Below are 23,018 nucleotides of genomic sequence, written 5' to 3'. Positions count from 1 at the left end.
CGTTACGCTCGCTGAATGACCACAAGGCGCACCCACCGCAGGTCCCGAAGCATGTTCAGTGCCAGGTCCCGTATCGCAGCGACCCTCCTCGCCGTCACGGCGCTGGTCGTACCCGGCTGCTCCTCCGGCGGACCGGCGACCTCCACCAGTTCCGCGGCGGAGACCCCGAAGCTGGCCGCGCTGCCCGGGGCGATCCCGTCCGCCCTGGCTCCGTACTACGGGCAGCGGCTGAAATGGCGGGCCTGCGGTGTCCCCGACTTCGAGTGCGCCACCCTGCGCGCGCCGCTCGACTACACCAAGCCCGGCGGGGGCGACGTGCAGCTGGCGGTGGCCCGCAAGAAGGCCACCGGGCCGGGCAAGCGTCTCGGGTCGCTGCTGGTCAACCCGGGCGGGCCGGGCGGCTCGGCGATCGGCTACCTCCAGGCGTACGCCGGGATCGGCTACCCAGCGGAAGTCCGCGCGCGCTACGACATGGTGGCGTTCGACCCCCGGGGCGTCGCCCGGAGCGAGCCCGTCAAGTGCCTCGACGGCAAGGCCATGGACCAGTACACGCTGACCGATGTCACACCCGACGACCAGCGGGAGGTCGACGGGCTGGCGGGCGAGTACAGGAAGTTCGCCGAGGGATGCGGACGGCAGTCGCCCAAGCTGCTGCGGCACCTGTCGACCGTCGAGGCCGCCCGGGACATGGACGTCCTGCGGGCAGTGCTCGGCGACAAGAAGCTGACGTATGTGGGGGCGTCGTACGGGACGTTCCTCGGCGCGACGTACGCCGGGCTGTTCCCGCAGCGGGTGGGGCGGCTCGTCCTGGACGGCGCGCTCGACCCCTCGCTGTCCTCGCGCCGGCTGAACCTCGACCAGACGGCGGGCTTCGAGACGGCGATCACGGCGTTCGCGAAGGACTGCGCCCAGCAGACGGACTGCCCGCTGGGTGGGCCCAAGACCACGCCGGAGCAGGTCGGCCAGAACCTTCGGGCGTTCCTCGACAACCTCGACGCCCGGCCCCTGCCCACCGGCGACGCCGACGGCCGCAACCTCACCGAGTCCATCGCCACGACCGGTGTGATCGCGGCGATGTACGACGAGGCGGCCTGGCAGCAGTTGCGCGACGCGCTGGCCTCGGCGATGCAGCAGAACGACGGAGCGGGCCTGCTGCTCCTGTCCGACAGCTACTACGAGCGGGACGCGGCCGGCGAGTACTCGAACCTGATGTACGCCAACGCCGCGGTGAACTGCCTCGACCTGCCGCCCGCCTTCGAGACGCCGGACGAGGTGCGCAGGGCGCTGCCCGCGTTCGAGAAGGCGTCCCCGGTCTTCGGCAAGACCCTCGCCTGGGCCGCCCTGAACTGCGCGTACTGGCCGGTCGCCCCGGCCGGTGAGCCGCACCGCATCGAGGCGAAGGGTGCCGCCCCGATCGTCGTGGTCGGCACCACCCGCGACCCGGCGACTCCCTACCACTGGGCCAAGGCCCTGGCCGGCCAGCTCTCCTCCGGCCGCCTCCTCACCCGCGACGGCGACGGACACACGGCGTACGGCCGCGGCAGCACCTGCATCGACCGGACGATCAACGCCTACCTGCTGCGCGGTACCGCCCCGGCGGACGGAACACGCTGCTCATAGCGCACGGCACCAGCCCCGGAGTCGGCGCCTTCGGGGCTGGTGCGGAGCACCCCCGGAAACTGTGTAGACTTACCGACGTTGCTGATCGCACCATAGTGCGGACAGCGCGCCGCCTTAGCTCAGATGGCCAGAGCAACGCACTCGTAATGCGTAGGTCTCGGGTTCGAATCCCGAAGGCGGCTCTTTTGAAACCCAGCCCAGACATTGTCTGAGCTGGGTTTTTGCGTTCAGCGGATGCGGAGGAAACGCTGCGCGCGGGCCGTGCGGTGTCGGCGGTCGGCGTATCGGCGACAAGAACGCGGCGGCCGGCGAACGGCCCCGGGCGCGCGACGCATTCACCCGTTCGGCGGATACGGAGTGGCACGAACGGCCCAGTCGCCCGACGCTTATCCGTACGTCTGGGATCGGACGATTCGAACGGAGGCCTGTATGTCCACGCTCATCATGGAAGAGTCAAGGCCCATCAACGCGTTCCACCCTGATGACGGCTCGTACACGGCGTATCCCACGACCACTGTGGACGTTCAGATCAAGGGCCTCCAGATCCCCCCGCCGCCCGAAGGTTGGCAAGTGTGTGTCCACGTCGGGCTCACCCGCCACGAGGCTGAGCACGCGGAGATAGGGATCATCTCGGTGGCCAAGGTGGGTATTGGGCCGAGTGTGACGTTCGACCCGTGGGAAACAGCGGCCTACGGCCAGATCCTGGGGTTCAAGGTGGGGGCTTACGCCCGCCATGGCGCCGTGCGGGGCTGGTGGCTCTGGCAGCTGTGGCAGACCTGACATGAACATGGGGCGGTCCTGCCGTGCCGTCCGTCCGTCCGTCTACACGGTCGGGCCCGTGAGGTAGTCGCCGTTTTCGGCGTACGGCCAGGCGTTGGACAGGCAGCCGTTCAGGCCCTTGATCTGTTGCATCATCACCGGTGCCGGCCGGCCCGGGCCCGGGCAGCCCAGGTGTGTGCGGATGCCTATCTCGTGGCCGACCTCGTGGTTGATGATCAGGTGCCGGTACTCCGCCGGTGTCCCGTCGAACCGCGGCGAGCCCAGGACCCAACGGCGCAGGTTCACCACCACGCCTTCGGATGTCTCGCAGTTCAACTCCCCGCGGGTGTCGAGGCCTTGGGCGAGACAGAGGCGGTCGGCGGTGGCCGGCGTGGCTATCTTGATGACGAAGTCGGCTTCGGACGACACCAGCTGGAACGAACCACGGCCGTGGGCGGCCCAGCTTCGCTCGTGGGCGAGGATCGTCTGGATCTCCGCGGCGGCGTCCTCGGCGGATATGTCTATGCCGTCCTCGACCTGTACGCGGTAGCGGCGCAGCGGGCCCGAACCGACCGGACTGCCCGATGACTGCGCCGTGGTGAAGGTGCCGGGGCCGGTGACGGGGACCTCGGGCGTCGGCTTCGGCCGTGGGCTTCTGGCCGGGGGCGACGGCTCGCGGGACACGCGGCTGCCGCGCTTGGCGTCGGCGGGCGGGGACTCGGTCACGCCCGACAACGGCGGCGCCCCGGCGCTGTCGGCCGCCGCCTTGGCGCCGGGCTCGGTGGCGTGCCGGCCGGCCAGGGCCGCTCCGCCGGCGATCGCGCTCAGCAGGACCACGGCGAGGGCGGTCCGGCTGACGACGGAGCGGCGACCGGCGTTGCGGCGCCTCTTTCCGCGCCCCCCACAAGGTGCGGTGGGCTTACTCACAGCATTTCTCCTCGGCCCCGACGGCTTCGCCCACGCCCCGGCCACGGTCGGACGGCGGCGCCGCCGCGGTCTCGCCGGTCGGTCCTGAGGCGCGCACCATGGGGACGGCGACTGCCGGAGATCCGTGCGGTCCGACCATGGGGAGCCTCACTGCCTTTCGGTGGGGATGAAGTACGAACACTGGTCGAGCGATGTGTGGAATTCGTCAGGGGGATCACGGTCGGATGGCGTGACCCGTGTGACCCGGTGTGACGCGGCGGCTGGGTGGGTGTCCCCGTGGCGGCCGGGCCCTGGGTGCGGGCCGACGCCGATCCACGACGGCCGGCACACGCAGGGGAGCGTCCGCGTGGCGGGCGCCGGCCGGCAGTCGCCGGCCGGCGAGCCACTCTGCCGCTTCGTGCGCGGTCCGGGTCAGCGCTGGAGGTAGACCGCCTTGTCCAGTATGGCCATGAGGTTCGTTCGTGCCTCGGCGTCGAGCGTGCCCATGCATGCCGTCCCCGTGAGCACCGCGTCCGGGTGCCGGGGGCCCACCGACCGCTGCACCTCGTACATCTTGGTCCCGGACACGGAGCGGCAGCCGGCGGAGACATCGACCGCTCGCGCCTCGAGGACGGGCCCGGTCTCGGCTGCCGCCGCGGGGTCGGTTTCGACCTGGAAGGCCACGAGGGCTCCGGAGTCGACCCCGGACAGGGGCAGACAGGCCGGGTCGGTCCAGTCGTCGGCCCGGAAGCCGGGACAGGACTTCTCGGGCGGCGTGAGCGGGTCGGGGGAGATGAACCGCACCGACGACGCCCCGTCGCGCTGTGACGGGACGGTCAGCTCGCTCCAGTCGGGCGGAACGGGCACCTGAAGGTCGTAGAGGTTCTCCAGGCTCGTGCCCCCCTGCGACGCTGCCGATGCCGGTGGGTCGGCCGGGTCGGACGTCCAGCCCGGGCCCAGCTGGAGCGGCACGAAGACGGCCGCCAGCAGCGCCAGCGGTACGGCGGTCGCCGCGACCCGCCGTCGCCGGGTGCGGCGGTACCGGGCGCGTACCCCCGCCATCCGGTCGGGCGGTGCCGGGAGATTCACCGGCCGGTCCAGCAGCACCGCTCGCAGCAGCTCGACCTCCGGCCCGTGCCCGTCCTGATCCGTGCTCACCCGGTCACCTCCCCAGACCGATGGGATTCGGCAGTGTGCCGCGCAGCGTGCGCAGGGCTTTCGCGGCCTGGCTCTTGACCGTTCCGGCGGAGCAGTTCAGCAGCGCGGCGGTCTCCTCCACGCTGCGGTCCTCCAGGTACCGCAGCACGACCACGGCCCGCTGCCGGGCCGGCAGGCGCCGCAGTGCCTGCCCGACCGTACGCTCCAGATCCACGTCCCCGTACCGGTCCTCCGGCATGACGACCTCGGGAAGCGCCGCGTGCGGTACCTCTCCGCGCCAGCGCCGCCGCCACCAGGAGGCGTGCACGTTCATCATCACCCGGCGCACATATGCCTCGGGTTGCTCGTCGCGGATGCGCCGCCACTTGGGCCAGCTCCGGGCCAGGGCCGTCTGGAGCAGGTCCTCGGCGAGGTGACGGTCGCCGGTGAGCAGCCAGGCAGAACGGAGCAGTCGCGGTCCGCACTGGTCCACGAACTCCTCGAACTCCGTCCAACCGCTCCGCATGCCGTCCTCGTACCGTCCGTCGATGTGCGCCGGGTGCTCTCACGCATCCAGAACCGGTTCGCCCGCCGGAGTCGTTGCCCGACGTGTCGCACATCACAGATGCGGGAAGCCCGTCGCCGGTTTCGGCGGCCGGCCTCCGCGGTGGTGCGGGAGGCCGCGCCGGCCAACCCCGCGGAGGGCTCTGGACCGGGCCTCGAACGTGCCGGGTCACGAGGGCGCCCGCAGCGCGTCGACGGGTTCCATCCGGGCGGCGCGCAGGGAGGGGTACAGGCCCGCGAGGAGTCCGACGAGCGCGCCGACCACCGGGGCGCCGAGGGCGAGGCGCAGGTCCAGTACGGGGGTCCATTCCTTGACGCCGGACACGCAGACCACGACGACGATGCCGAGGGCCGCTCCGATGACTCCGCCGAGGAGGCCGATCATGGTCGACTCCGCGAGGAACTGGCTCGCCACCTGGCGTCGGGACGCGCCCAGGGCGCGCCGCAGCCCGATCTCACCGGTCCGCTCCATGACCGTGACGAGGGTGACGTTGGCGATGCCGATCGCGCCGACGACGAGGGAGACGAGCCCGAGCACCAGGAACAGCCCGTTGACGTCGCCCTGCACGCCCTTCCTGGCCTTGGACAGGTCCGGCGGGGCGACCACGGTCAGCGCGTCCTCGTGCCCCGGGGACAGGGCGATCGGCGCCTGGCGCGCGACCTGCCGGGCCGCGCCGAGGGAGGTGTTGACCAGCACCTGCGTCACGTTCGTCAGGCCCATCCGGTCGGCCGCCGTGGTCGGCGGCAGGATCACCGACGTGGACAGGCGGTGCTCGCGCCGCAGCTCACCGAGCACGCCGATCACCGTGAACGACTGGCCGTGGAGGAAGACGGCGGGCGAATCCCGTACGTCGTCGATGCCGAGGAGCTGTGCCGCCTGGTCGCCGAGGACCACCACCCGGTCATGGCGCTCGATGTCGCCGGCGTCGTAGAAGCGGCCGGTGAGCATCCTGCCGCGGACCGCTTCGGGCAGGGTCGGGCCGGCCGCGACGACCGCCAGGGTCTGGGCGGTCAGCTCGCCGGGCGCCACCACGTCGTTGGCCCTGACCTGTACGTTCCTGGTCGCGTCGGAGTCGGTGAGCGCCGCGGCGGAGACGACTCCGGCGAGGCGCTCGACCGCGTCGACGCCCGACCAGTCCACCAGCGGCGGAGTGTCCGAGCCGGGACGCGGGGCCGGCACCGTGACGCTCACCGAGGTGGCGGTGAGGGCGTCGAACCGTCCGACGATCTGGTTCGCCGCCGTCGACGCCACGCCGATCGTGATCACCAGGGTGCCGATACCGAGCACCGTGCCCAGGGTGGTCAGGGCCGAGCGCACCGGACGGGCGAGTACTCCGGCCAGCGCTTCGGACCACAGGTCGCGAGGGTCGATCCGCGGGCGCCCCGGCTGGTCACGGTGACGTGCCCGGCGGCGCCCGCCGCGGCGGCGCGCGGTGGGCGGTGCCTGCGGCGGTCGGTCCGGGTCCGTGCCGTCGACGGGGTGTCCGGGCCAGGTGGGAGGGTGCTCGGCGGCGGGTCCGGGCGGCTGTGCACCCGGGGCGGGCGCGGCACGGGGAGGGTGCTGGGTGCCCAGGGGCGGCTGCGCCTTCGGGGTGGACGCGGAACGGGGGGAGTGCTCGGCGCCGGGTCCGGGCGGCTGTGCCTTCGAGGCGGGGGCCGAGGCCGAACGGGTACGAATCCTCATGAGCGACTCCTCATGCGCTGTCCTGACTGAGCCGGCCGTCATGAATCCGGACCCGGCGGCTCGCGCGCCGGCTGACGGAGTCGTCGTGGGTGATCACCAGCAGCGTCATGCCCTGCGACTGAAGTTCGTCGAAAAGCCCCAGCACCGATTCGGTGTTCTCGCTGTCGAGGTTGCCGGTCGGCTCGTCGCACAGCAGCAGGGCCGGTTCGCCCATCAGGGCACGGGCGATGGCCACCCGCTGCCGCTCACCGCCGGACAGCCGGCCCGGCAGGAAGCCGAACCGGTGCCCGAGGCCGACCCGGGCCAGGGCCTCCCGGGCACGCTCGGCCCGGGTGCGGCGCCCGCGGCCGGGCCGGGGGGCGCGGTAGGTCTCCGCGAGCATGACGTTCTCGTCCACGGTCCGGTACGGCAGCAGGTGGAAGGACTGGAAGACGAAACCGATCCGGCTGCCGCGCAGCGCCGTGCGCTCCAGATCGCCGAGGGCGTTGGTCAGCACGCCGTCGAGCCAGTAGCTGCCCGACGTCGGCCGGTCGAGCAGGCCCAGCGTGTTGAGCAGCGTGGACTTCCCCGACCCCGAAGGGCCGACGATCGACAGATGCTCCCCTCGGCGGACCGTCAGGTCCACGTCGCGCAGCGCGTGCACGGGCGGGTCGGAGTCGAAGGACCGGCCGACCGCGCGCAGTTCGATCACGGTGTCCGGGTCCGGCGGCTCCGCCGTCGCGACCGCCGCCGCGGGCCGTCGCCTCACTGGCCGACCACCACCTGGTCACCCTCGTCCAGCGAACCGCTGTCCGGGGTCACCTCGACGAGACCGGCCGCGGCGAGGCCGACGGTGACGGGCACGGTGACGGTTCTGCCGTCGCGCCGCACATGCACCCGGGCATTGCCGTCGGTGGAGGTGCGGAGCGCCGCCACGGGCACCACCAGGACGGTTCCCTTGGAGGCGCCCACCTCGATGGTCACCTTGGCGGTGCCGCCCGACTGGTTCCTCAGCGGCCCGGGGTCGGGTACGGAGATCTCGAACGCCACCGGTGCCGACGGGTCGGCCGGGGCCGATCCGTCGTCGGCCGCACTGTCCCCGGCGGGCTCCTCGTCCGTGCCGGCCTTCCCGCCGTCGCCCGAGGCGTCACCGGCCGGGTCATCGGCCGGGCCGGCCCCGGCGCCGCCGACCCGTGACACGACACCGCGGACCTCGCGGCCGTCCAGCGCCTCGATCCGGGCCTCCATGCCCTCGCGCAGGGTGGCGCCGTCCGCGCCGGGGACGGTGGCCTGCACCACGACGTCGGAACTCGTCACGGTGGCCACCTCGCCGTCGAGAGAGTCGCCGAGCTTCACCTTGACCTTGTCGACCCGGACCGGGAGGTCGGGCAGGAAGACCACCTCACCCGCCGGGACCTTGGTGCCGTACGTGGCCCGGAACGCGTTCAGCGCCGCATTGGCCTGGTCGAGCTGCTGCCGGGCGGAGCGCAGCTGGAGGGCCTCGGTCTCGGCCGACCCGGGCGCGGCCGCCGTGCCGCCGTCCTTGTCGTCGCCCGCGCTCGCGCTCCCGCCCCCGCCCGACTGCAGCTGGACCAGCTCCAGTTGGGCCCGCGACACCGCCGCCTCCAGGTCGGCGCGCTGCTGCTGGTCGGCGGCGCCGGGGCTCCGCGGCTCGTAGCCCTTGCTCTCGTACCAGCGGCCCACCGCGGCCGCCGTGCCCTCCCGGTAGTTCCCGCTCACGGCGCCGGGGTCGTGGCCGATCCTGCGCAACGCGCTCTGCAACTGCCGGACGTCGTCGCCCGAACCGCCCGGACCGAGGGAGCGGTACATCGGCACCGAGCCGCGCAGCACGAACACCGGACGGCCGCTGACCTGCATCAGGACGCTGCCCTCCCGGAGAGTTTCCCCCTCGGTCGGCAGCTTGGTGACCCGCTGGGCGGTCTCCTCCTCACCGGGGGCGCCCACGGGACCCGACAGCGAGACGCTCTGCGGTGCCCCGAACTCCACCGCCCCCTGGGCCACCACGGTCGCGGTCAGCTTCTGCCGTGCCACCGCGACCGTCACCGGGCCGGCCTTCGGCGGCTGGTGCGCGGCGGCGGCGTCGGCGGGGGACTGCATCTGCAGACCGGTGAACCAGCCGCCCACGCCGACCGCGGCCACCACACCGACGATGACGGCGACCTGCTTGCTGCGGCCCGCCGGACCGCTCCGGAGAGGGCTCATCCGGCCACGCCCGTGAAGGGGTTCTTGGCCAGCTTCGGGAAGTACGCGGCCCGGAACTTCTTGCCGCACTCCAGGTCCTTCAGGGCGATACCGATCTCCTGGGCGAGCTTGGCCCTCGCGGTCTCCTTGTCCCCCCTGTCCCAGTCGCCCGACGCCACCGGGTTGTTCACCTGGAACTTCACCATGTCCCCGATGGAGGTCGGCTGCGTGGTGGTGACGGTGATCCCCTCGTCGCGGAGGCAGGACGCGAAGTCCTGCGCCAGCGAGACCAACTGCGGGTCCCCGTCGAGGGCCTGCTGCGCCGCGCGGTCCTCGGCCCTGGCTTCGTCCGCTTCACGTCGGAGTTCGGCCTGGGACTTCTCCGGGCCGTAAGCCTTCAGGTCCGCCTTCTTGCGGCAGCCCGGGGACTCCAGCTTCTTGCCGTCCTCCACCCGCCACTCACCCATCGCCTTCTCGTAGGCCTGCTTCTGGGCCGGGGAGAGCGAGTCCAGATACGCCTGGTCGGGATTCGTGTCGTCCTGCTCGCCGGTGACGTTTGGATCGTTCGGGTAGACGGCCGGGGCGTAGGCGACGCCGAACCCGTACTTGCCCCGGTACTCCTTCGTCGCCGCGTAGTCCTGACCGTCGATCGGGAGCCGCGTGGTCTCGGCGCTCTCCACGCGCGGGGTGTAGGTGAAGCCCTTCGCGCGCATGCAGGCGGCGATGGCGTTCTTGTACACGTACTCCTTCTTGGTCTCCTCGCTCGCGTCCTGAGGAACCGTCAGCAGACCGTCCTTGCCGGCCGTCGTGGCCGACGCTCCGGCGGACGGGGCCGCCTCGGGTCCGGCGGAGTTCTTGTCGGCCTGGGAGGAGCACCCGGCGAGCGCCAGCACACCGGCGACAGCGGCGACCGGCAGGGCACTACGCATCTTGAACAGGGGAGTCACATCGTTCCATCGGGTCGATCGGACAGGGTCGTGCGGGGTGAAACACCCCGTCGACTTCCTCAACCCGGTGGACCCTCGATCAGGGCAGAGCCCCCGGGTCGGATGTGACGCACGTCACGAATAAGGGTCTATGTTGCGGTCAGCGGTCAGCGGTCAGCGGTCAGCGGTCAGCGGGCGCAGTTCGCAGGAACCGGCGGCCCGGGTGCGGGGCCGCCGGTCGTTCTCGCGCGGATCGATGCCGAGGTGGCCGCGAGCTGGGTTGCTTCGGTGGGGGTCCGAGGTGCTTCCCTCGGGGTTCGGTCCGGGTTCTGGGCTGGCTTCGGCCGGGTTCCGAGTCGCTTCGGCCCGCGTCCCGGGTTCTGGTGTGTGGGGCGGTCAGCCGAGGAGGCGGGTCGGGGTGCCGGCGAGGTAGGCCTGGATGTTCTCGACGGCCTGGCCGTAGTAGCGCTCGTAGTTGGCCTGAGAGACGTAGCCGAGGTGCGGGGTGGCCAGCAGTCGCGGGGCGGTGCGCGTCGGGTGGGCGGCGGGCAGCGGTTCGGTGTCGTGGACGTCGACCGCCGCGCCGGCGATCCGGCCTTCGTGCAGCGCGGCCAGGAGCGCGTCCTGGTCGACGATGGCTGCGCGCGAGGTGTTGATGAGATACGCCGTGGGCTTCAGCAGGGCCAGCTCGGCGGGACCCAGCAGACCGCGGCTGCGCTCACCGAGGACCAGGTGCACGGAGACGAAGTCGCTGGTCGTCAGCAGGTCCGCCAAGGAGGGGGACAGGCGCACACCGACCTCGTCCGCCCGCTCCTCGGTCAGGTTCGGGCTCCAGGCGGTGACCTCCATGCCGAACGCGAGGCCGACCCTGGCGACACGGCTGCCGATCTTGCCGAGGCCCAGCAGGCCCAGGGTGCGGCCGTGGAGATCGGCACCGACGGTCGACTGCCAGGGGCCGCCCGCGCGAAGGGCGTTGTTCTCCTGGACGATCCCGCGGGCCAGGCCCAGCAGCAGGGCCCAGGTGAGTTCGACCGGCGGTACGGAGGAACTCTCCGTACCGCACACGGTGACGCCGTTCGCGCGTGCGGCGGCGTAGTCGATCACCGTGTTGCGCATGCCCGAGGCGATCAGCAGCTTCAGACGCGGGAGCCGGTCCAGCAGCGAGGCCGGGAAGGCGACGCGTTCGCGAAGGGTGACCACGAAGTCGAAGTCGGCCAGCGCCACGGCGAGTGCGTCCTCGGTGGCGTGGTGCTCGGTGAAGGTGACGACCTCGACCCGGTCGGCCAGCGGTGACCAGTCGGCGACGGAGGTGGCGACGTTCTGGAAGTCGTCGAGCACGGCGCAGCGGAACGGCATGTCGGTTCTCTCCCCGGGTATCGGTGTCTCACCCAAGGGTGGCGGGTGATCCCGCGAGGGAGCTCGCGGGCCCCGGTCGTTCACCTCCACCGACCGGAGCCCACGGACATCCCCGGATCCGGCCGCGGCGGTGACACTCCCCCGAGCGTCGCGTTGCACGCGCGCACCGTCGGGCCAGATCCGATGAAGTGATCACATCAGGTCGCACCAACCGATCGCTAACATGTGGCCAACGGATCTCCATGTCGTTGTCGGCCAAATGGCGCGAAGCTGCCAGGCGGTGACGGGGCCGGTGCCGGGAAACGGCCGGAACGGTAGCGGATTCGGGCGTCGGCCCGTCATGGTGCGAGGTGACGGAAAGCCGCCGTGACGAGGCGGAATCCCGCCAGGAGTGGTGGTATCCGTCGTGGAGCGCGCCCGGACGCGGGCGCGTGGGAGCGCACTCGGACGCGGGTGCGTGGGAAGGCAGTGGGCGGTGTGATGCGGGGCGGACTGCGGTGCGGGCCTCGGTTCGGGCTGCGGTTCGGTTTGCGGTTCGGTTTGCTGGGAGCGCCCGTGCTCTACGAGCCGGGGTCGTGCGACGTCATCGGGCCGGGGTCGTGCGGGTCGGAGTGCTGCGCGGTCTGTGGGACGGGTGAGTCTCACGGGGATGGCGACGGGGACGGGGACGAGGACGGCGGGGGCACGGGTGCGGATTCGGGTGCGAGTGCGGATTTGGGTCTGAGAGCCGGTGCCGGGTGCGCGGAGTCGTCGGGTACGGGAGGTACGCGCGGTGCGGCGGGTGCGTGTGCCGGGTGCCCGGTGCCGTCGGTGCGTCCGGTCGGCAGTCCGATGGCGCGGGTCCTGCTGGCCGTCCTGTTGCTGGAGGCGGGCCGGGTCGTTCCGGTCGAGTCGCTGAAGGAGGCGCTGTGGGGCGGCTCGCCGCCCGCGTCCGCGCATGCCTCGCTCCACAACCACGTGGCCCGGCTGCGCCGGCTGCTCGACGATCCGGAACGGCTGCGCGCGGTGCCGCCGGGGTACGTACTGACGGTCGAGCCGGGCGAACTGGACATCCATGTCTTCGAAGCACGGGTCGCCGCCGCGCGCGCCGCGCACGCCGTGGGGGACTGGGAGCGCGCCGTGCACGAGTGCGCGGGGGCGCTCGCGCTGTGGCGGGGTACACCGTTGAGCGGGCTGCCGTCCGACGTGGGCGGATACGCGTTCGTGCGGCGGCTGGCCGAGGCGCGGCTGCTCCTGCTGGAGTGGCGGTACGACGCCGAGCTGGCTCTCGGCGGAACGGGACTGGCCGGTCTCGTACCGGAGTTGGCGGCGCTGGCCGCCGAGTACCCGTTCCGTGAGGGGTACCACCGCCAGCTGATGCTCGCCCTGCACCGCGCGGGCCGCCGCGCCGAGGCACTGGCCGTCCATCGCGATCTGCGCACCCGCCTGATCGAGGAACTGGGGGTCGAACCGGGGGAGGGCGTGCGCGCGGCGCATGTGGAGGTGTTGCGGGGGGCCGCGGGAGGCGGCGGCCCGTACGCGCCTCCGCACCTGTCTTCGTACGCGCCCCAGCATCCGTCTTCGTACGCGCCCCAGCATCCGTCTGCGTCCGAGTCCCCGCACGCGTCCTCGTCGGGGGCGCCCGGTGAGGTGCCTGCGCAGACCCGTCGTGAGGAGTCCGCGCGGGCCGGACGTGAGGCGCCGGCGCAGGCCGATGGTGAGGGCGCGGACCGGGCCGCGCCCTGCGACGGTGGGCCCGCCTGTGCCCAGGACCCCTCCGCGGACGACGCCCGCTCCGCCCCCGAAACCGGGTCCCGGGCCCCCCGCCCGTCCCAGCTTCCGCCGCCCCCCGCGCACTTCACCGGCCGCACCGACGTGCGCGACGAACTGCGACGAAGCCTCGTCGAGCCGGCCGCCGTGGCTGCCGTGGCGGTGGTCAGCGGTATGGCCGGGGTCGGCAAGAGCGCGCTCGCACTGCATGTGGCGCATGGCCTGGCGGAACGTTTTTCCGATGGGCAGCTCTACGTCAACCTGCACGGCGCGACCCCGGGCATGGCCCCCCTCACCCCCGGTCAGGCGCTCAGCGCGCTGCTCCGGGATCTCGGCGTCGAGCCCTGCCTCATCCCGAAGCACCCGGACGCGGCCGCCGCGTTGCTGCGTTCGCTGCTCGCGCCGACCCGTACGCTGATGGTGCTGGACGACGCCGCGAGCGCCGCGCAGGTACGGCTTCTGCTGCCGGCCGGCGCCGGCTGCGCGGTGATCGTCACCAGCCGTTCGCCGCTGACCGCTCTCGACGGTGCGCGCCGGTTCCCGCTCATGCCCCTGACCGACGCGGAGAGCGCGGAGCTGCTGCGCACGGTCTCCGGACGGACCGGCCTCGACGCCGCGCACCCGCTCGTCGACCTCACCGGCCGGCTGCCGCTCGCCCTGCGGGTGGTCGCGGCCCGGCTCGCCGCCCGTCTGGCGCTCACGCCGGATGTCCTCGCCGGACAACTGGCCGCCACGGAGGGCCGGTTGCACCATCTGGAGTACGACGACCTGAGCGTGCGCAGGTCCCTCGCCGTCGCGCACGACGCGCTCGCCGCCTCCGACCGTGAGGCCGACCGGGACGCGGCCCTCGCGCTGGCCCGCATCGGCGCGCTGGACCTGCCCGTCTACGGGGCGCCGCTGCTCGCCCGGCTCACGGGTACCGACGGGCGCCGCGCCGAGGCCGCGCTGGACCGGCTGGTCGACGTGGCGCTGCTGGAGGAGACGGCGTACGGCCGTTACTCGCCCCACGACCTCGTCCGTGACTTCGCCCGTGAGCTGGCGGCGGCCGACCAGGAGGGCGGCGCGGCGGCCGAGACGGGACTGCGCTGGTACGCCGCGGTCGCCGAACGCGTCCTCACCGCCATCGTCGAACCGGGCCTCGACCAGGACGACCGCCGCCGTCCGACCGCGACCCAGCCCACCGGGCACGCCACCGAGGTGACGACGGTCCCACCGTTCCCCAGCCCGGAGGCGGCGTTCGCCTGGGGGGACCTGGAACTCGCCAATGTCGTCGCGCTGGTGGAGCGGTACGGGGGCGCTGCCGCGGACGGGGGTTCGGTGGGTTCGGTCGACCCGGTGGGTTCCGTGGGCTCGGTGGGTTCCCTGGGCTCGGTGGGTTCCCTGGGCTCGGTCTCGGGGGATCCGAAGTCGGAGGAACCGGAGTCGGGAGAAGCGGAGTCGGACGGTTCCGGGCGGGGTGCGTGGACGCAGGGGGAGCTGCGGGCCGCCTGGCTGTCCACACTGCTCCGTCTGTTCTTCCCGTATCTCCGTCGCAGCGGTCGTTTCGCCGAGATGGAGCTGCTCGGGCGGGCCGCGCTGGAGCTGGCGCGGCGGCTGAGGGACGCGCCCGCCGAGGCGTACGCGCTGGGCGACCTCGCCGGGCTGCACTTCCTGACCGGACGCCAGAGCGAGGCGCTGGCGCTGACCGACCGGGCGTTGGCGGTCTGGCGGCGATTGGACGAGGTCTCCTGGATCCGGCGCTGCCTCAACAACCGCGGGCTGCTGCTGGAGGGGCTCGGCCGGTACGCCGAGTCCGAGGACGCGCTGCGGCAGAGCCTGGAGTACTCCCGGCAACTGGGCGACGCGCACGGCGAGGCCGTCACCTACAGCCATCTCAGCAACCTGTACGAGCACACGGATCCCCGTGCCGCCATCGAGCAGCACCGGCGCTCGCTCGCGATCGGCGTCGAGATCGGCGCCGTGATCGTGCAGCACTCGGCGCACTGCAACATCGGGTACGCCCACCTCACGCTCGGTGAACCGGCCGCCGCCGCCGAGCACTTCGAGGAGAGCCTGCGCATCCTCGGCGGCCACGGCGACTGGCACGGCGAGTCCCAGACGCGGCTCGGACTGGTCCGGGCCCTGCGGCTCCTCGGCCGCACCGAGCGCGCCGGTCGGGAGTGCGTGGAGCTGCTGCGCCGCGCCGACGCCCGCGCCGATCGCTACACCGGCGGTCTCGTGCGCCACCAGTACGGTCTGCTGCTGCGTGATCAGGGGCGGCCCGAGGACGCGTACGAGGAGTGGCGTTCCGCTCTCGCCGCCCTGGACGGGACGGACGAGCGGGCGGTGGTCGCGGAGCTGCGGGAGCTGATCTCCGACCGGCCGGCGTGCCCCGGCACCTGACCCGGCCGCCCGCACGGCGGGACGGGCCCCGGCGGCGCGGGTCATTTCGCGTCCGCGTAGCACTCGACCACCGCCGTGGTGAACGGGAACCGCACCGGTGTCTCGCCGAAGGTGAGCCGCGCGGCCAGCTCCGCCGCCTCCCGGATCGCCGCCACGACCGTCTCGGCCTCCTCCAGCGGACAGTGCACGATCACCTCGTCGTGCTGGAAGAACACCAGCTCGGCAGCGAGGTCCGCACAGGTCCGGCGCAGCGCGGCGAGCAGCAGCAGGGTCCAGTCGGCGGCGCTGCCCTGGACGACGAAGTTACGGGCGAACCGGCCGCGGGCGCGGGCGTTGGTCGAGGCGTAGCCGGGCACCCACTCCTGGCCGCCGGTACCGGTCTCGGCCGGATCGTCCTGGGGGATGCCCGCTTCGTCCGCCGCGTCCGCGGTCCCGGCGGCCGGTGGGCAGGTCCGGCCCAGCCACGTCCGCACCAGCCGGCCCTCCTCGCCCGCGCGGGCCGCGTCGTCGACGTAGGCGACCGCCTTGGGGAAGCGGCGTCTGAGGGCGGCGAGGTTCTTGAGGCCGTCGCCGGAGGTCTGGCCGTAGATAGCGCCGAGCACGGCGAGCTTGGCCTGGGCGCGGTCGCCGGAGAAGGCGCGGTCCGAGACGGACTGGTACAGGTCGGTCTCGCGGCCGGCCACCTCCATCAGGCCCGGGTCGCGCGAGATCGCCGCCAGGACGCGGGGCTCCATCTGGTCGGCGTCCGCGACCACGAGTCGCCAGCCCGGGTCGGCGACGACGGCACGCCGGATGATCTTGGGGATCTGGAGTCCGCCGCCGCCGTTGGTGACCCAGCGGCCGGTGACGGTGCCGCCCGCGAGGAACTCCGGTCGGAAGCGGCCGTCCCGCACCCAGTCCTGGAGCCAGGACCAGCCGTGGGCGACCCAGACGCGGTACAGCTTCTTGTACTCCACCAGCGGTTTCACCGCCGGGTGGTCGACGGACTCGATCTCCCAGCGGCGGGTGGAGGCGACCTTGATCCCGGCCTGCGCGAAGGCCTTGATCACATCGGCGGGCAGATCGGGGCGCACCCGGCGGCCGAAGGCGGCGGAGACCTCGTCGGCCAGCTCGGCCAGCCGGCGGGGCTCGCCACCGCCCGCGTACCGCTCGCCGAGCAGTTCGTGCAGGACCTCTCGGTGCACCTGGGCGCTCCAGGGCACCCCCGAACGGTTCATCTCGGCGGCCACGAGCATGCCCGCCGACTCGGCGGCCGTCAGAAGGCGCATCCGGTCGGGGTGCGCGGTCCGCTCGTGCCGGCGCTGCTGCTCGGCGTACACGGCGAGGAGTTCTCCGAGCGGCAGCCGGACGCTCTGCGGTTCGAACAACGGGGACTGCGCGCCCGGTTCGGCGGCACGCTGGGGCGGATCGGGCGGTACCGGGCCGCCGCGCAGACGGGCCAGGGCCGCGGCGGCCGAGCGGGGTTCGCCGTACCTCCCCTCGTGGCCGAGGAGGAGGGTCTCGGCGTCCTCCACGTCGTAGCACCGCTCCACCCGTACTCCGGCGGCGAGCAGGGGCGGATAGGCCTCGGCGGTGGACCGCCACACCCACCGCGTGACGTCCGGCCGGGCACGCACGGCCGCCACCAGGTCCGGCTCCCGCAGCACCGGTCCGGCGGGCAGCCCGTCCGGACCGAGGGGGGCGAGCTCCACGCCGCCGTCCTCGGCCGGAGCGAGCGCCCAGCGATCGGTCATGTCTGCGAGTGTCGCAGCCGGGTCTGACAACGCCGGGCCGACCGGACCGGAGGCGGGCGCCGGCCCGGCGAGGACCGCGGGACCACCGACGCGCACCGCCTGGGAGGAGGGCGCGGGACCGGAGGCGGCGGGCGCCCGGTGGCGGGTGCGGGCCGGTGACGCCCCCCGAGGGAGCCGTCCGGCGCTACTCCCCTTCCGCGTCCGCCTTCCGCTCGCTCACCAGGGCCGCGAGCTTCTCGGTGACGTACTCCTCGGCGGCCGGCTTGGTGATGCCGAGGCCGGAGAGGACGCCCTCGCCGTTCTCGAATTCCAGGAGGGCCAGCAGGAGGTGTTCGGTGCCGACGTAGTTGTGGCCCAGGCGGAGGGCCTCGCGGAAGGTGAGCTCCAGGACCTTTTTGGAGTCCGAGGCGTACGGGACCAGCTCCGGGGCCTCGTCGGCGGCCGGAGGGAGCACCGCCGTGGCCGCCTCGCGGACGGCGTCCAGGGAGACGCCCTGCGCGGTCACGGCCAGCGCGCCCAGCCCTTCCGGCTCGGCGAGCAGGCCGAGAATCAGATGCGCGGGCAGACCCTCGGCGTTGCGCGCGGTCCTGGCCGCGTTGTGCGACTCCAGGACCACCTTCCGCGCGCGTGGGGTGTACCGGCTGAAGCCCTGGCTGGGGTCCAGATCGGCGGACTCCCTCGGTACGAAGCGCTTCTGCGCGGCCTGCCGGGTGACACCCATGCTCCTGCCGATGTCGGTCCAGGAGGCGCCCGAACGCCGGGCCTGGTCGACGAAGTGGCCGATCAGGTGATCGGCCACGTCGCCCAGGTGCTCCCCGGCGAGGACCGCGTCCTGGAGCTGGTCGAGGGGCTGGTCGTGGACCTTCTTGATGGCCGCGATCAGGTCGTCGAGACGGATGGATGACGTGATGTTCGGGTTCGTCGCCATGCGTCAACCGTAGGTTGACGGTCCAGAGGTGTCAACCGCGGGTTGACGATGGGTGGTACGGGGGACGGAACCGGGCGGCCGGGAGCCCATGACACGATCGGCACGTGGAGAGGACCAGCACCGTCGACCGCGCTTTCGAGGCCGCCCTGTACGCGCGTACCGACGACCACGCAGCGATCGACACGGGCGCGTCACTGCTCGCCGCCGACCCTGCGGCGGACCCCGAGCTGCGGCGGCGCGGGGTGGAGTTCGTCGCGTCGGCATGGCGGCGCGGCTGGCAGCCCGCCGACGTCGTACGGATCGTGGGCCGCGAACTGGACGACGTACACGCGCGTCTGGTGTCGGAACTGATCACCGAGCAGGTGCCGCACGACCGTCCGCGCGGACCCCGTTGGGCCGCCCAGCTGGCCGCGCTGACCGACCCGGAGGCCCGGGGCGCCGACGCGGCCGCGCCATCGCGCCCGGACCGCTTCACGTTCGCCACCGTCGTCCTGGAGCTGTACCGGCTGCTGCTCCGGCTGCCCGCGCTGGAGGTGCTCGACGAGCCTCGGCGGGCCAGGCCCGAGTCGCGCATGCTGACCCGGATCCGCGCCCTGCTCGCCAAGGCCGAGGCCACCGGCTACCCGGACGAGGCGGAGGCGCTCAGCGCCAAGGCGCAGGAGCTGATGGCGCGGCACAGCATCGACGAGGCGCTGCTCGCCGCGGGCGCGCCGGCCACCGAGGGGCCCGGCGCGTGCCGCATCGGTGTCGACCCGCCGTACGAGCAGGCCAAGGCCGTCCTGCTGGACGCGGTCGCGGCGGCCAACCACTGCCGCGCGGTGTGGAACGAACCGTTCGGCTTCTCCACCGTCGTCGGCTTCGAGCCGGACCTGGAGGTCGTCGAACTCCTCTACACCTCGCTGCTCGTGCAGGCCACCACGGCGATGACGAAGGCGGAGGCCGCGCAGCGGGCGGGCGGCCGCCGACGTACGAAGACGTTCCGGCAGTCGTTCCTGGCCGCCTACTCCCACCGCATCGGAACCCGCCTCGCGGCCGCCGCAGAGACCCAGGTGACCGACGATCTGCTTCCGGTCCTCGCCTCCCGCGAGGTCGCGGTCACCGACCGCACGGAGAGTCTGTTCCCGGAGACGACCACCACGCGCGTGCGCGGCGTCAGCGACGCGGCGGGCTGGACGGAGGGGGCGCGCGCCGCGGACCGCGCCGAGGTCCGCTCGCGCCACCGCCTGGCCTGAGGCGCCCGCTCGCCTCAGGCGTCACCCGCGCGCGTGAGCCACCGGCCGCGTGCCTCGGTCACCGCCAGCGCGCCCCGCAGTCGCCGCTCGCTCAGTCACCCGCCTGCTGGAAGGGGCTGACCGAGGCGTCCGGCGTGTCCTCGCCGGTGAGGGCGACAGGCCCGTAGGTCCAGTCGAACGACTCGCTCTCCGACGCGCCGGGCAGGCCGATCGTCACGGACTTCGCGTCGATGGCGTCGGCGCCGCCCGCCTCGCCGCGTACGTAGGTGATCGTGAAGGACGCGGCCGTGTCCTTCGCCAGCGTCAGGGGCTGCGCCCGGGCGGCCTCGTCCGACGGCACGGTCACGGAGGTGTCGCCGGCGGCCAGGCCGACCGCGGGGAAGCCCTTCAGGGTGCACCCGGCGCCCTGGTTGGTGAGCGTGACGGGGATGTTGCCCGTGTCGCCCGCGACGGGCGCGGCGTTGGCCGGACCGATCTCGACGGCGACGTTCTCGCTCGCGCAGGCGGACGTGTCACCGCCACGGTCCTGACCGGCGCCGGTGCCGGCCCCGTCGTCGTCAGCGCCGCCGCCGCAGGAGGTCAGAAGCAGGGCGGCGGCCAGGACGGTGCCGGCGGTGAGTGGAAAGGCGCGCATGAGTGGATCCCCTGGAGTAGTGCTGGAGCGGCAGCGCTGGGTAGGCGCTGGAGCAGTGGTCGTGCCGCGGTCGTGGCGGCGCCGGGGTCGTGCGGTTGCACCGGCCGTGACGGCGCGGGAGCGTGCCGTGCCCCGGCCTTGACGAGGCCGGGGTCGTGCGCTGCCGCCGCGGTCGTGGCGGTGCCCTCCGATCATCTCGCACGCTTCGGCCGCACCTGGACCATCCGGTACGCGCGCACCAAGCCCTGACCGGCGCCCGCACCAGGCCCTGACCTCGCCTGCACCCCGGGCCTCACCTAAGCCCGCTTCCTCACGTAATCCGAGAACGAACCGGAATCCACCGGCCGAAACGCGCCGGACGCCACATCCCGCTGAAGCGCGCCCGGCGTCACGTCACGTTCCGCCCCGTCACGACTCGGTCAGGACCCCAACCCCGCCGACGGCAGACCCGACGGCAGCCTGCCGCCCTCCGCCTTGGTGTAGATCTCCTCGCCGAGGCCGCCGTCCCAGGTGACCTTGAGGGTCTTCGCGTCGACGGAGACGACCCGCCCCGTGCCGCGCTCGTCCTTGCCGTCGCCGCAGACGAGTCGGATCGTCGGTGTTCCCGACGCCTCGCCCACGCGCCCGCTGCACACGGTCCCGCCGGTGGCGAACAGCCCGGCGTCGGTGCCGGTGACGACCAGCGCCACCGCCTGCCCGTCGCTCGTGGCGAGCCAACTGCCCTCCAGGTCACCGGCCGTCGGCGACGAACCGCCGCCCCCGGTGCCACCGCCGGTCCCGGCCGACGACGCGCTGGGGCGGGGACTGGGCGCGGAGTCGTCCGTACCGCCGTCCCCGTCGCTGCATGCCGTCAGCACGAGCAGGCCCGTCAGGGCCGCCGCCGCGGCCGCGAACCGCACCCGTGGGCGAGCCGGCACGCGCGCGTAGGTCGCCGAATTCACTGCATGCCCCCAGGGGTGAGTGGGTCCGCCGTACGATCGCAGCAAGCTACCAGCCCGTAACGGGATCGGTCCCTATCAGGACGACTTGCGCACGCCCGGCAGGAACCCGGCGTGCGCCTGCTCCCGCAGACCCACCCGGGACAGTCCGAAGGCCCGGAAGTAGCCGCGCGGACGGCCGTCCGCCTGGTCCCGGTTGCGCACGCGCGTGGCGGAGGCGTCCCGCGGCTGCCTGCGCAACTCGCGCTGCGCGGCGAGCCGTTCGGCCGGCGTCGAGGACGGGCGCCGGAGGATCTCCTTCAGTTCGGCGCGGCGCGCTGCGTACCGCGCGACCGTCTCCTGGCGCCGCTCGTTCTTGGCGATCTTGCTCTTCTTCGCCATCAGACCCTCACTCCCCGGGCGCGGATACGGGCGACGGCCGCCTCGACACCGATCGCGTCGACCGTCTTGATCCCCTTGGCGCTCAGCCGCAGGCGCACGTACCGGCCCTCGCTCGGCAGCCAGTAGCGCTTGGTCTGGATGTTGGGGTCGAAGCGGCGTGAGGTGCGCCGGTGGGAGTGGGAGATGCGGTTGCCGAAACCCGGGCGGGTGCCGGTCAGCATGCAATGGGCGGACATGGGGTGACGTACCTCTCGGGGCAGGTTGTGTAAATGGAATTCATTTTCAGTAAGATAGCAGCATGGCACGCAACGAACTCCGCCCGGTCGTCAAGCTCCGGTCCCTGGCCGGCACGGGCTACACGTACGTCACCCGCAAGAACCGCCGCAACGACCCCGACCGCATGACCCTGCGCAAGTACGACCCGGTCGCCGGCCGGCACGTCGACTTCCGAGAGGAGCGCTGACCACCGCCATGCGCAAGGGAATCCACCCGGACTACGGCCCGGTCGTCTTCCGCGACCGCGCCGCGGGCCACGCCTTCCTGACCCGCTCGACCATGACGAGCGGGAGGACGATCGAGTGGGAGGACGGCCGCACCCACCCGGTCGTCGACGTCGAGATCTCGAACGTCAGCCACCCCTTCTGCACGGGTACCGCCCGGGTTCTCGACACCGCCGGACGCGTCGAGCGATTCGAGCGCCGGTACGGGAAGCAGGGCTAGTCCATGCCCGAGCTCCCCGTCGTGCTCGTCGGCGGGCTGCACGCCGACGCCCGCAGGGCGGCCGTGCGGCGGCTGCTGACCGAGGTCCCCGGCAGTGTCGTGCTCCATCACGACCTGGCGACCGCGCCGGCCGGCACGGTCGTCCGGACCGTTCGCGACGCCACCGGAGTCCGTGACGTCGGCGAGGCGCCCCTGGTCAACGACTGCGCGTGCTGCGCGCTGCGCGAGGACCTGGTGCCCGAGCTGCGGCGGCTCGCGGACCGCGGCGGCACCCCGCTCGCGGTCGTCGAGCTGTGGGACTCCGTCGAGCCGAAGGCGATGGCGGAGGTGGTCACGGCCGGCGGGCTGACGGTGACCGGTGTGATCACCGCTGTCGACCCGGCGCTGCTGCTGCCGTGTCTGGCCGACGGCGACGACCTCGCCGAACGCGGCCTCGCCGCGGCCGCCACCGATCAGCGCACCGTCGCCGACACCTTCGCGCGGCAGTTGGAGTACGCGCCCGTGCTCGCCGTCCTGGACTCCCCGGAGGCCGACGACGAGGACCACGCGCTGCTCGACCAACTGCACCCGACCGCCCGTCGGGTCACGATCGATCCCGGTGATCCCGGTGATCCCGGTGATCCCGGTGATCACGGCGCGGGGCCGCCGCGGCCCACGCTGGCGCAGGCGGCGCTCGCCGGTTTCGACGTCGAGGCCGCCGCCGCGGCCCAGCACCCGGCGTGCGCCAGGCTGCCCGCAGAGGCGGACGCGCACGGCGTGGCCACGCTCGTCTGGCACCGCCGCCGCCCCTTCCACCCGGAGCGGCTCTACGCGGCGCTGGAGGACCTGACCTGTGCCGCCGCCCGCAGCCGGGGCCGCTTCTGGTTGGCCGACCGGCCGGACGCGCTGCTGCACTGGGACGCGGCCGGCGGCGCCCTGTGTGTGGAGAGCGCCGGTCCGTGGCTGTCCTCGCTGCCCGACGCGGCCTGGGAAATGGTGCCGCCGGTGCGCCGTGCCGCCGCGGCCCTCGACTGGCACCCCGAGCACGGCGACCGCTGCCAGCACCTCGTCTTCACCTCGCCCGGCCTCGACCGCGACGGGCTGGAACGGCTGCTGGAGTCCTGTCTGCTGACCGATGCCGAGTACGCCGCCGGGCCGGACGCCTGGCAGCGGCTGCCCTCCGCCTTCGACACCTTCCTGGAGGTCTGA

At 73.2% G+C, this 23,018-nt stretch carries 21 protein-coding genes and 1 tRNA gene; 8 read left to right on the top strand and 14 right to left on the bottom strand.

Going from position 1 to position 23,018, the window contains the following annotated elements; all coding sequences use genetic code 11:
- Positions 1–15 precede the first annotated feature (15 nt).
- The 3 genes from DN051_RS18385 to DN051_RS18375 all read left to right on the top strand — a co-directional run bounded on the left by DN051_RS18385 (position 16) and on the right by DN051_RS18375 (position 2,400).
- Positions 16–1,620, top strand: coding sequence for an alpha/beta hydrolase (locus DN051_RS18385; protein WP_112439097.1), 1,605 nt, complete (start codon positions 16–18; stop codon positions 1,618–1,620).
- A 108-nt stretch (positions 1,621–1,728) separates the two neighbouring features.
- A tRNA-Thr gene (locus tag DN051_RS18380) sits at positions 1,729–1,802 on the top strand.
- 247 nt (positions 1,803–2,049) lie between these two features.
- On the top strand, positions 2,050–2,400 hold the full coding sequence (locus DN051_RS18375; RefSeq protein ID WP_053756503.1) for a hypothetical protein: 351 nt from the start codon (positions 2,050–2,052) through the stop codon (positions 2,398–2,400).
- Positions 2,401–2,442: 42 nt separating this feature from the next.
- Here DN051_RS18375 and DN051_RS18370 read toward each other — a convergent pair whose 3' ends face one another.
- From DN051_RS18370 to DN051_RS18335, 8 genes are all read right to left on the bottom strand, one after another.
- The gene (locus DN051_RS18370; protein ID WP_053756502.1) at positions 2,443–3,306 is read right to left on the bottom strand and encodes a DUF3152 domain-containing protein; all 864 of its coding nucleotides are present in this window, start codon (positions 3,304–3,306) and stop codon (positions 2,443–2,445) included.
- Positions 3,307–3,717: 411 nt separating this feature from the next.
- Entirely contained in the window at positions 3,718–4,443 is a 726-nt protein-coding gene (locus DN051_RS18365; protein WP_053756501.1) for a hypothetical protein, read from the bottom strand.
- A gap of 4 nt (positions 4,444–4,447) precedes the next feature.
- The gene (locus tag DN051_RS18360; protein WP_112439096.1) at positions 4,448–4,948 is read right to left on the bottom strand and encodes a SigE family RNA polymerase sigma factor; all 501 of its coding nucleotides are present in this window, start codon (positions 4,946–4,948) and stop codon (positions 4,448–4,450) included.
- A gap of 207 nt (positions 4,949–5,155) precedes the next feature.
- Positions 5,156–6,670, bottom strand: a complete 1,515-nt coding sequence (locus DN051_RS18355) for an ABC transporter permease (protein ID WP_246041061.1) — start codon at positions 6,668–6,670, stop codon at positions 5,156–5,158.
- A 10-nt stretch (positions 6,671–6,680) separates the two neighbouring features.
- Positions 6,681–7,418: an ABC transporter ATP-binding protein gene (locus DN051_RS18350; RefSeq protein ID WP_053756499.1), complete on the bottom strand. Its 738-nt coding sequence runs from the start codon at positions 7,416–7,418 to the stop codon at positions 6,681–6,683.
- Positions 7,415–8,872 (bottom strand): peptidoglycan-binding protein, encoded by a 1,458-nt coding sequence (locus DN051_RS18345; RefSeq protein ID WP_112439095.1) that lies wholly within the window; start codon positions 8,870–8,872, stop codon positions 7,415–7,417. The genes DN051_RS18350 and DN051_RS18345 overlap by 4 nt, the downstream gene beginning before the upstream one ends.
- Positions 8,869–9,780, bottom strand: coding sequence for a hypothetical protein (locus DN051_RS18340; protein ID WP_162624950.1), 912 nt, complete (start codon positions 9,778–9,780; stop codon positions 8,869–8,871). Before DN051_RS18340 ends, DN051_RS18345 begins: the two co-directional genes overlap by 4 nt.
- Before the next feature lie 393 nt (positions 9,781–10,173).
- Entirely contained in the window at positions 10,174–11,133 is a 960-nt protein-coding gene (locus tag DN051_RS18335) for a D-2-hydroxyacid dehydrogenase family protein (protein WP_112439093.1), read from the bottom strand.
- 480 nt (positions 11,134–11,613) lie between these two features.
- Between DN051_RS18335 and DN051_RS18330 the strand changes: the two genes are divergently transcribed.
- Positions 11,614–15,264: an AfsR/SARP family transcriptional regulator gene (locus DN051_RS18330; protein WP_484420469.1), complete on the top strand. Its 3,651-nt coding sequence runs from the start codon at positions 11,614–11,616 to the stop codon at positions 15,262–15,264.
- A 41-nt stretch (positions 15,265–15,305) separates the two neighbouring features.
- On the opposite strand, the gene DN051_RS18325 is transcribed toward DN051_RS18330, so the two are convergent.
- Both DN051_RS18325 and DN051_RS18320 read right to left on the bottom strand, forming a co-directional pair.
- Positions 15,306–16,997 carry a bifunctional 3'-5' exonuclease/DNA polymerase gene (locus DN051_RS18325; RefSeq protein ID WP_112439092.1) on the bottom strand — a complete coding sequence of 564 codons (1,692 nt, stop codon included), beginning with the start codon at positions 16,995–16,997 and terminating at the stop codon, positions 15,306–15,308.
- A gap of 184 nt (positions 16,998–17,181) precedes the next feature.
- Positions 17,182–17,925: a Clp protease N-terminal domain-containing protein gene (locus DN051_RS18320; protein WP_053756494.1), complete on the bottom strand. Its 744-nt coding sequence runs from the start codon at positions 17,923–17,925 to the stop codon at positions 17,182–17,184.
- A 104-nt stretch (positions 17,926–18,029) separates the two neighbouring features.
- Between DN051_RS18320 and DN051_RS18315 the strand changes: the two genes are divergently transcribed.
- Complete coding sequence (locus DN051_RS18315) at positions 18,030–19,157, top strand: DUF2786 domain-containing protein (RefSeq protein ID WP_112439091.1); 1,128 nt, start codon at positions 18,030–18,032, stop codon at positions 19,155–19,157.
- Positions 19,158–19,248: 91 nt separating this feature from the next.
- Here the strand turns inward: DN051_RS18315 and DN051_RS18310 are convergent, their stop codons facing one another.
- The 4 genes from DN051_RS18310 to rpmB all read right to left on the bottom strand — a co-directional run bounded on the left by DN051_RS18310 (position 19,249) and on the right by rpmB (position 21,346).
- Positions 19,249–19,791, bottom strand: coding sequence for a DUF4232 domain-containing protein (locus DN051_RS18310; RefSeq protein WP_053756492.1), 543 nt, complete (start codon positions 19,789–19,791; stop codon positions 19,249–19,251).
- Between the two features lie 419 nt (positions 19,792–20,210).
- Positions 20,211–20,708 carry a hypothetical protein gene (locus DN051_RS18305; protein ID WP_234388610.1) on the bottom strand — a complete coding sequence of 166 codons (498 nt, stop codon included), beginning with the start codon at positions 20,706–20,708 and terminating at the stop codon, positions 20,211–20,213.
- Positions 20,709–20,807: 99 nt separating this feature from the next.
- Positions 20,808–21,110 (bottom strand): 30S ribosomal protein S14, encoded by a 303-nt coding sequence (rpsN, locus tag DN051_RS18300; RefSeq protein WP_112439090.1) that lies wholly within the window; start codon positions 21,108–21,110, stop codon positions 20,808–20,810.
- A complete protein-coding gene (gene rpmB, locus DN051_RS18295; protein WP_053756489.1) occupies positions 21,110–21,346 on the bottom strand; it encodes a 50S ribosomal protein L28 in 237 nt (78 codons plus the stop codon). The genes rpsN and rpmB overlap by 1 nt, the downstream gene beginning before the upstream one ends.
- Before the next feature lie 62 nt (positions 21,347–21,408).
- Between rpmB and rpmG the strand changes: the two genes are divergently transcribed.
- The 3 genes from rpmG to DN051_RS18280 are packed head-to-tail and all read left to right on the top strand — an operon-like array spanning position 21,409 to position 23,018.
- Complete coding sequence (gene rpmG, locus DN051_RS18290; RefSeq protein ID WP_053756488.1) at positions 21,409–21,573, top strand: 50S ribosomal protein L33; 165 nt, start codon at positions 21,409–21,411, stop codon at positions 21,571–21,573.
- Positions 21,574–21,581: 8 nt separating this feature from the next.
- Positions 21,582–21,830, top strand: coding sequence for a type B 50S ribosomal protein L31 (locus DN051_RS18285; protein WP_053756487.1), 249 nt, complete (start codon positions 21,582–21,584; stop codon positions 21,828–21,830).
- A gap of 3 nt (positions 21,831–21,833) precedes the next feature.
- A complete protein-coding gene (locus DN051_RS18280; RefSeq protein WP_112439089.1) occupies positions 21,834–23,018 on the top strand; it encodes a CobW family GTP-binding protein in 1,185 nt (394 codons plus the stop codon).

Source organism: Streptomyces cadmiisoli, from assembly GCF_003261055.1.
Taxonomy (GTDB): Bacteria; Actinomycetota; Actinomycetes; order Streptomycetales; family Streptomycetaceae; genus Streptomyces; species Streptomyces cadmiisoli.
Note: the sequence above shows the minus strand (reverse complement) of the source record. Positions and strands in the feature narration are given on the sequence as shown.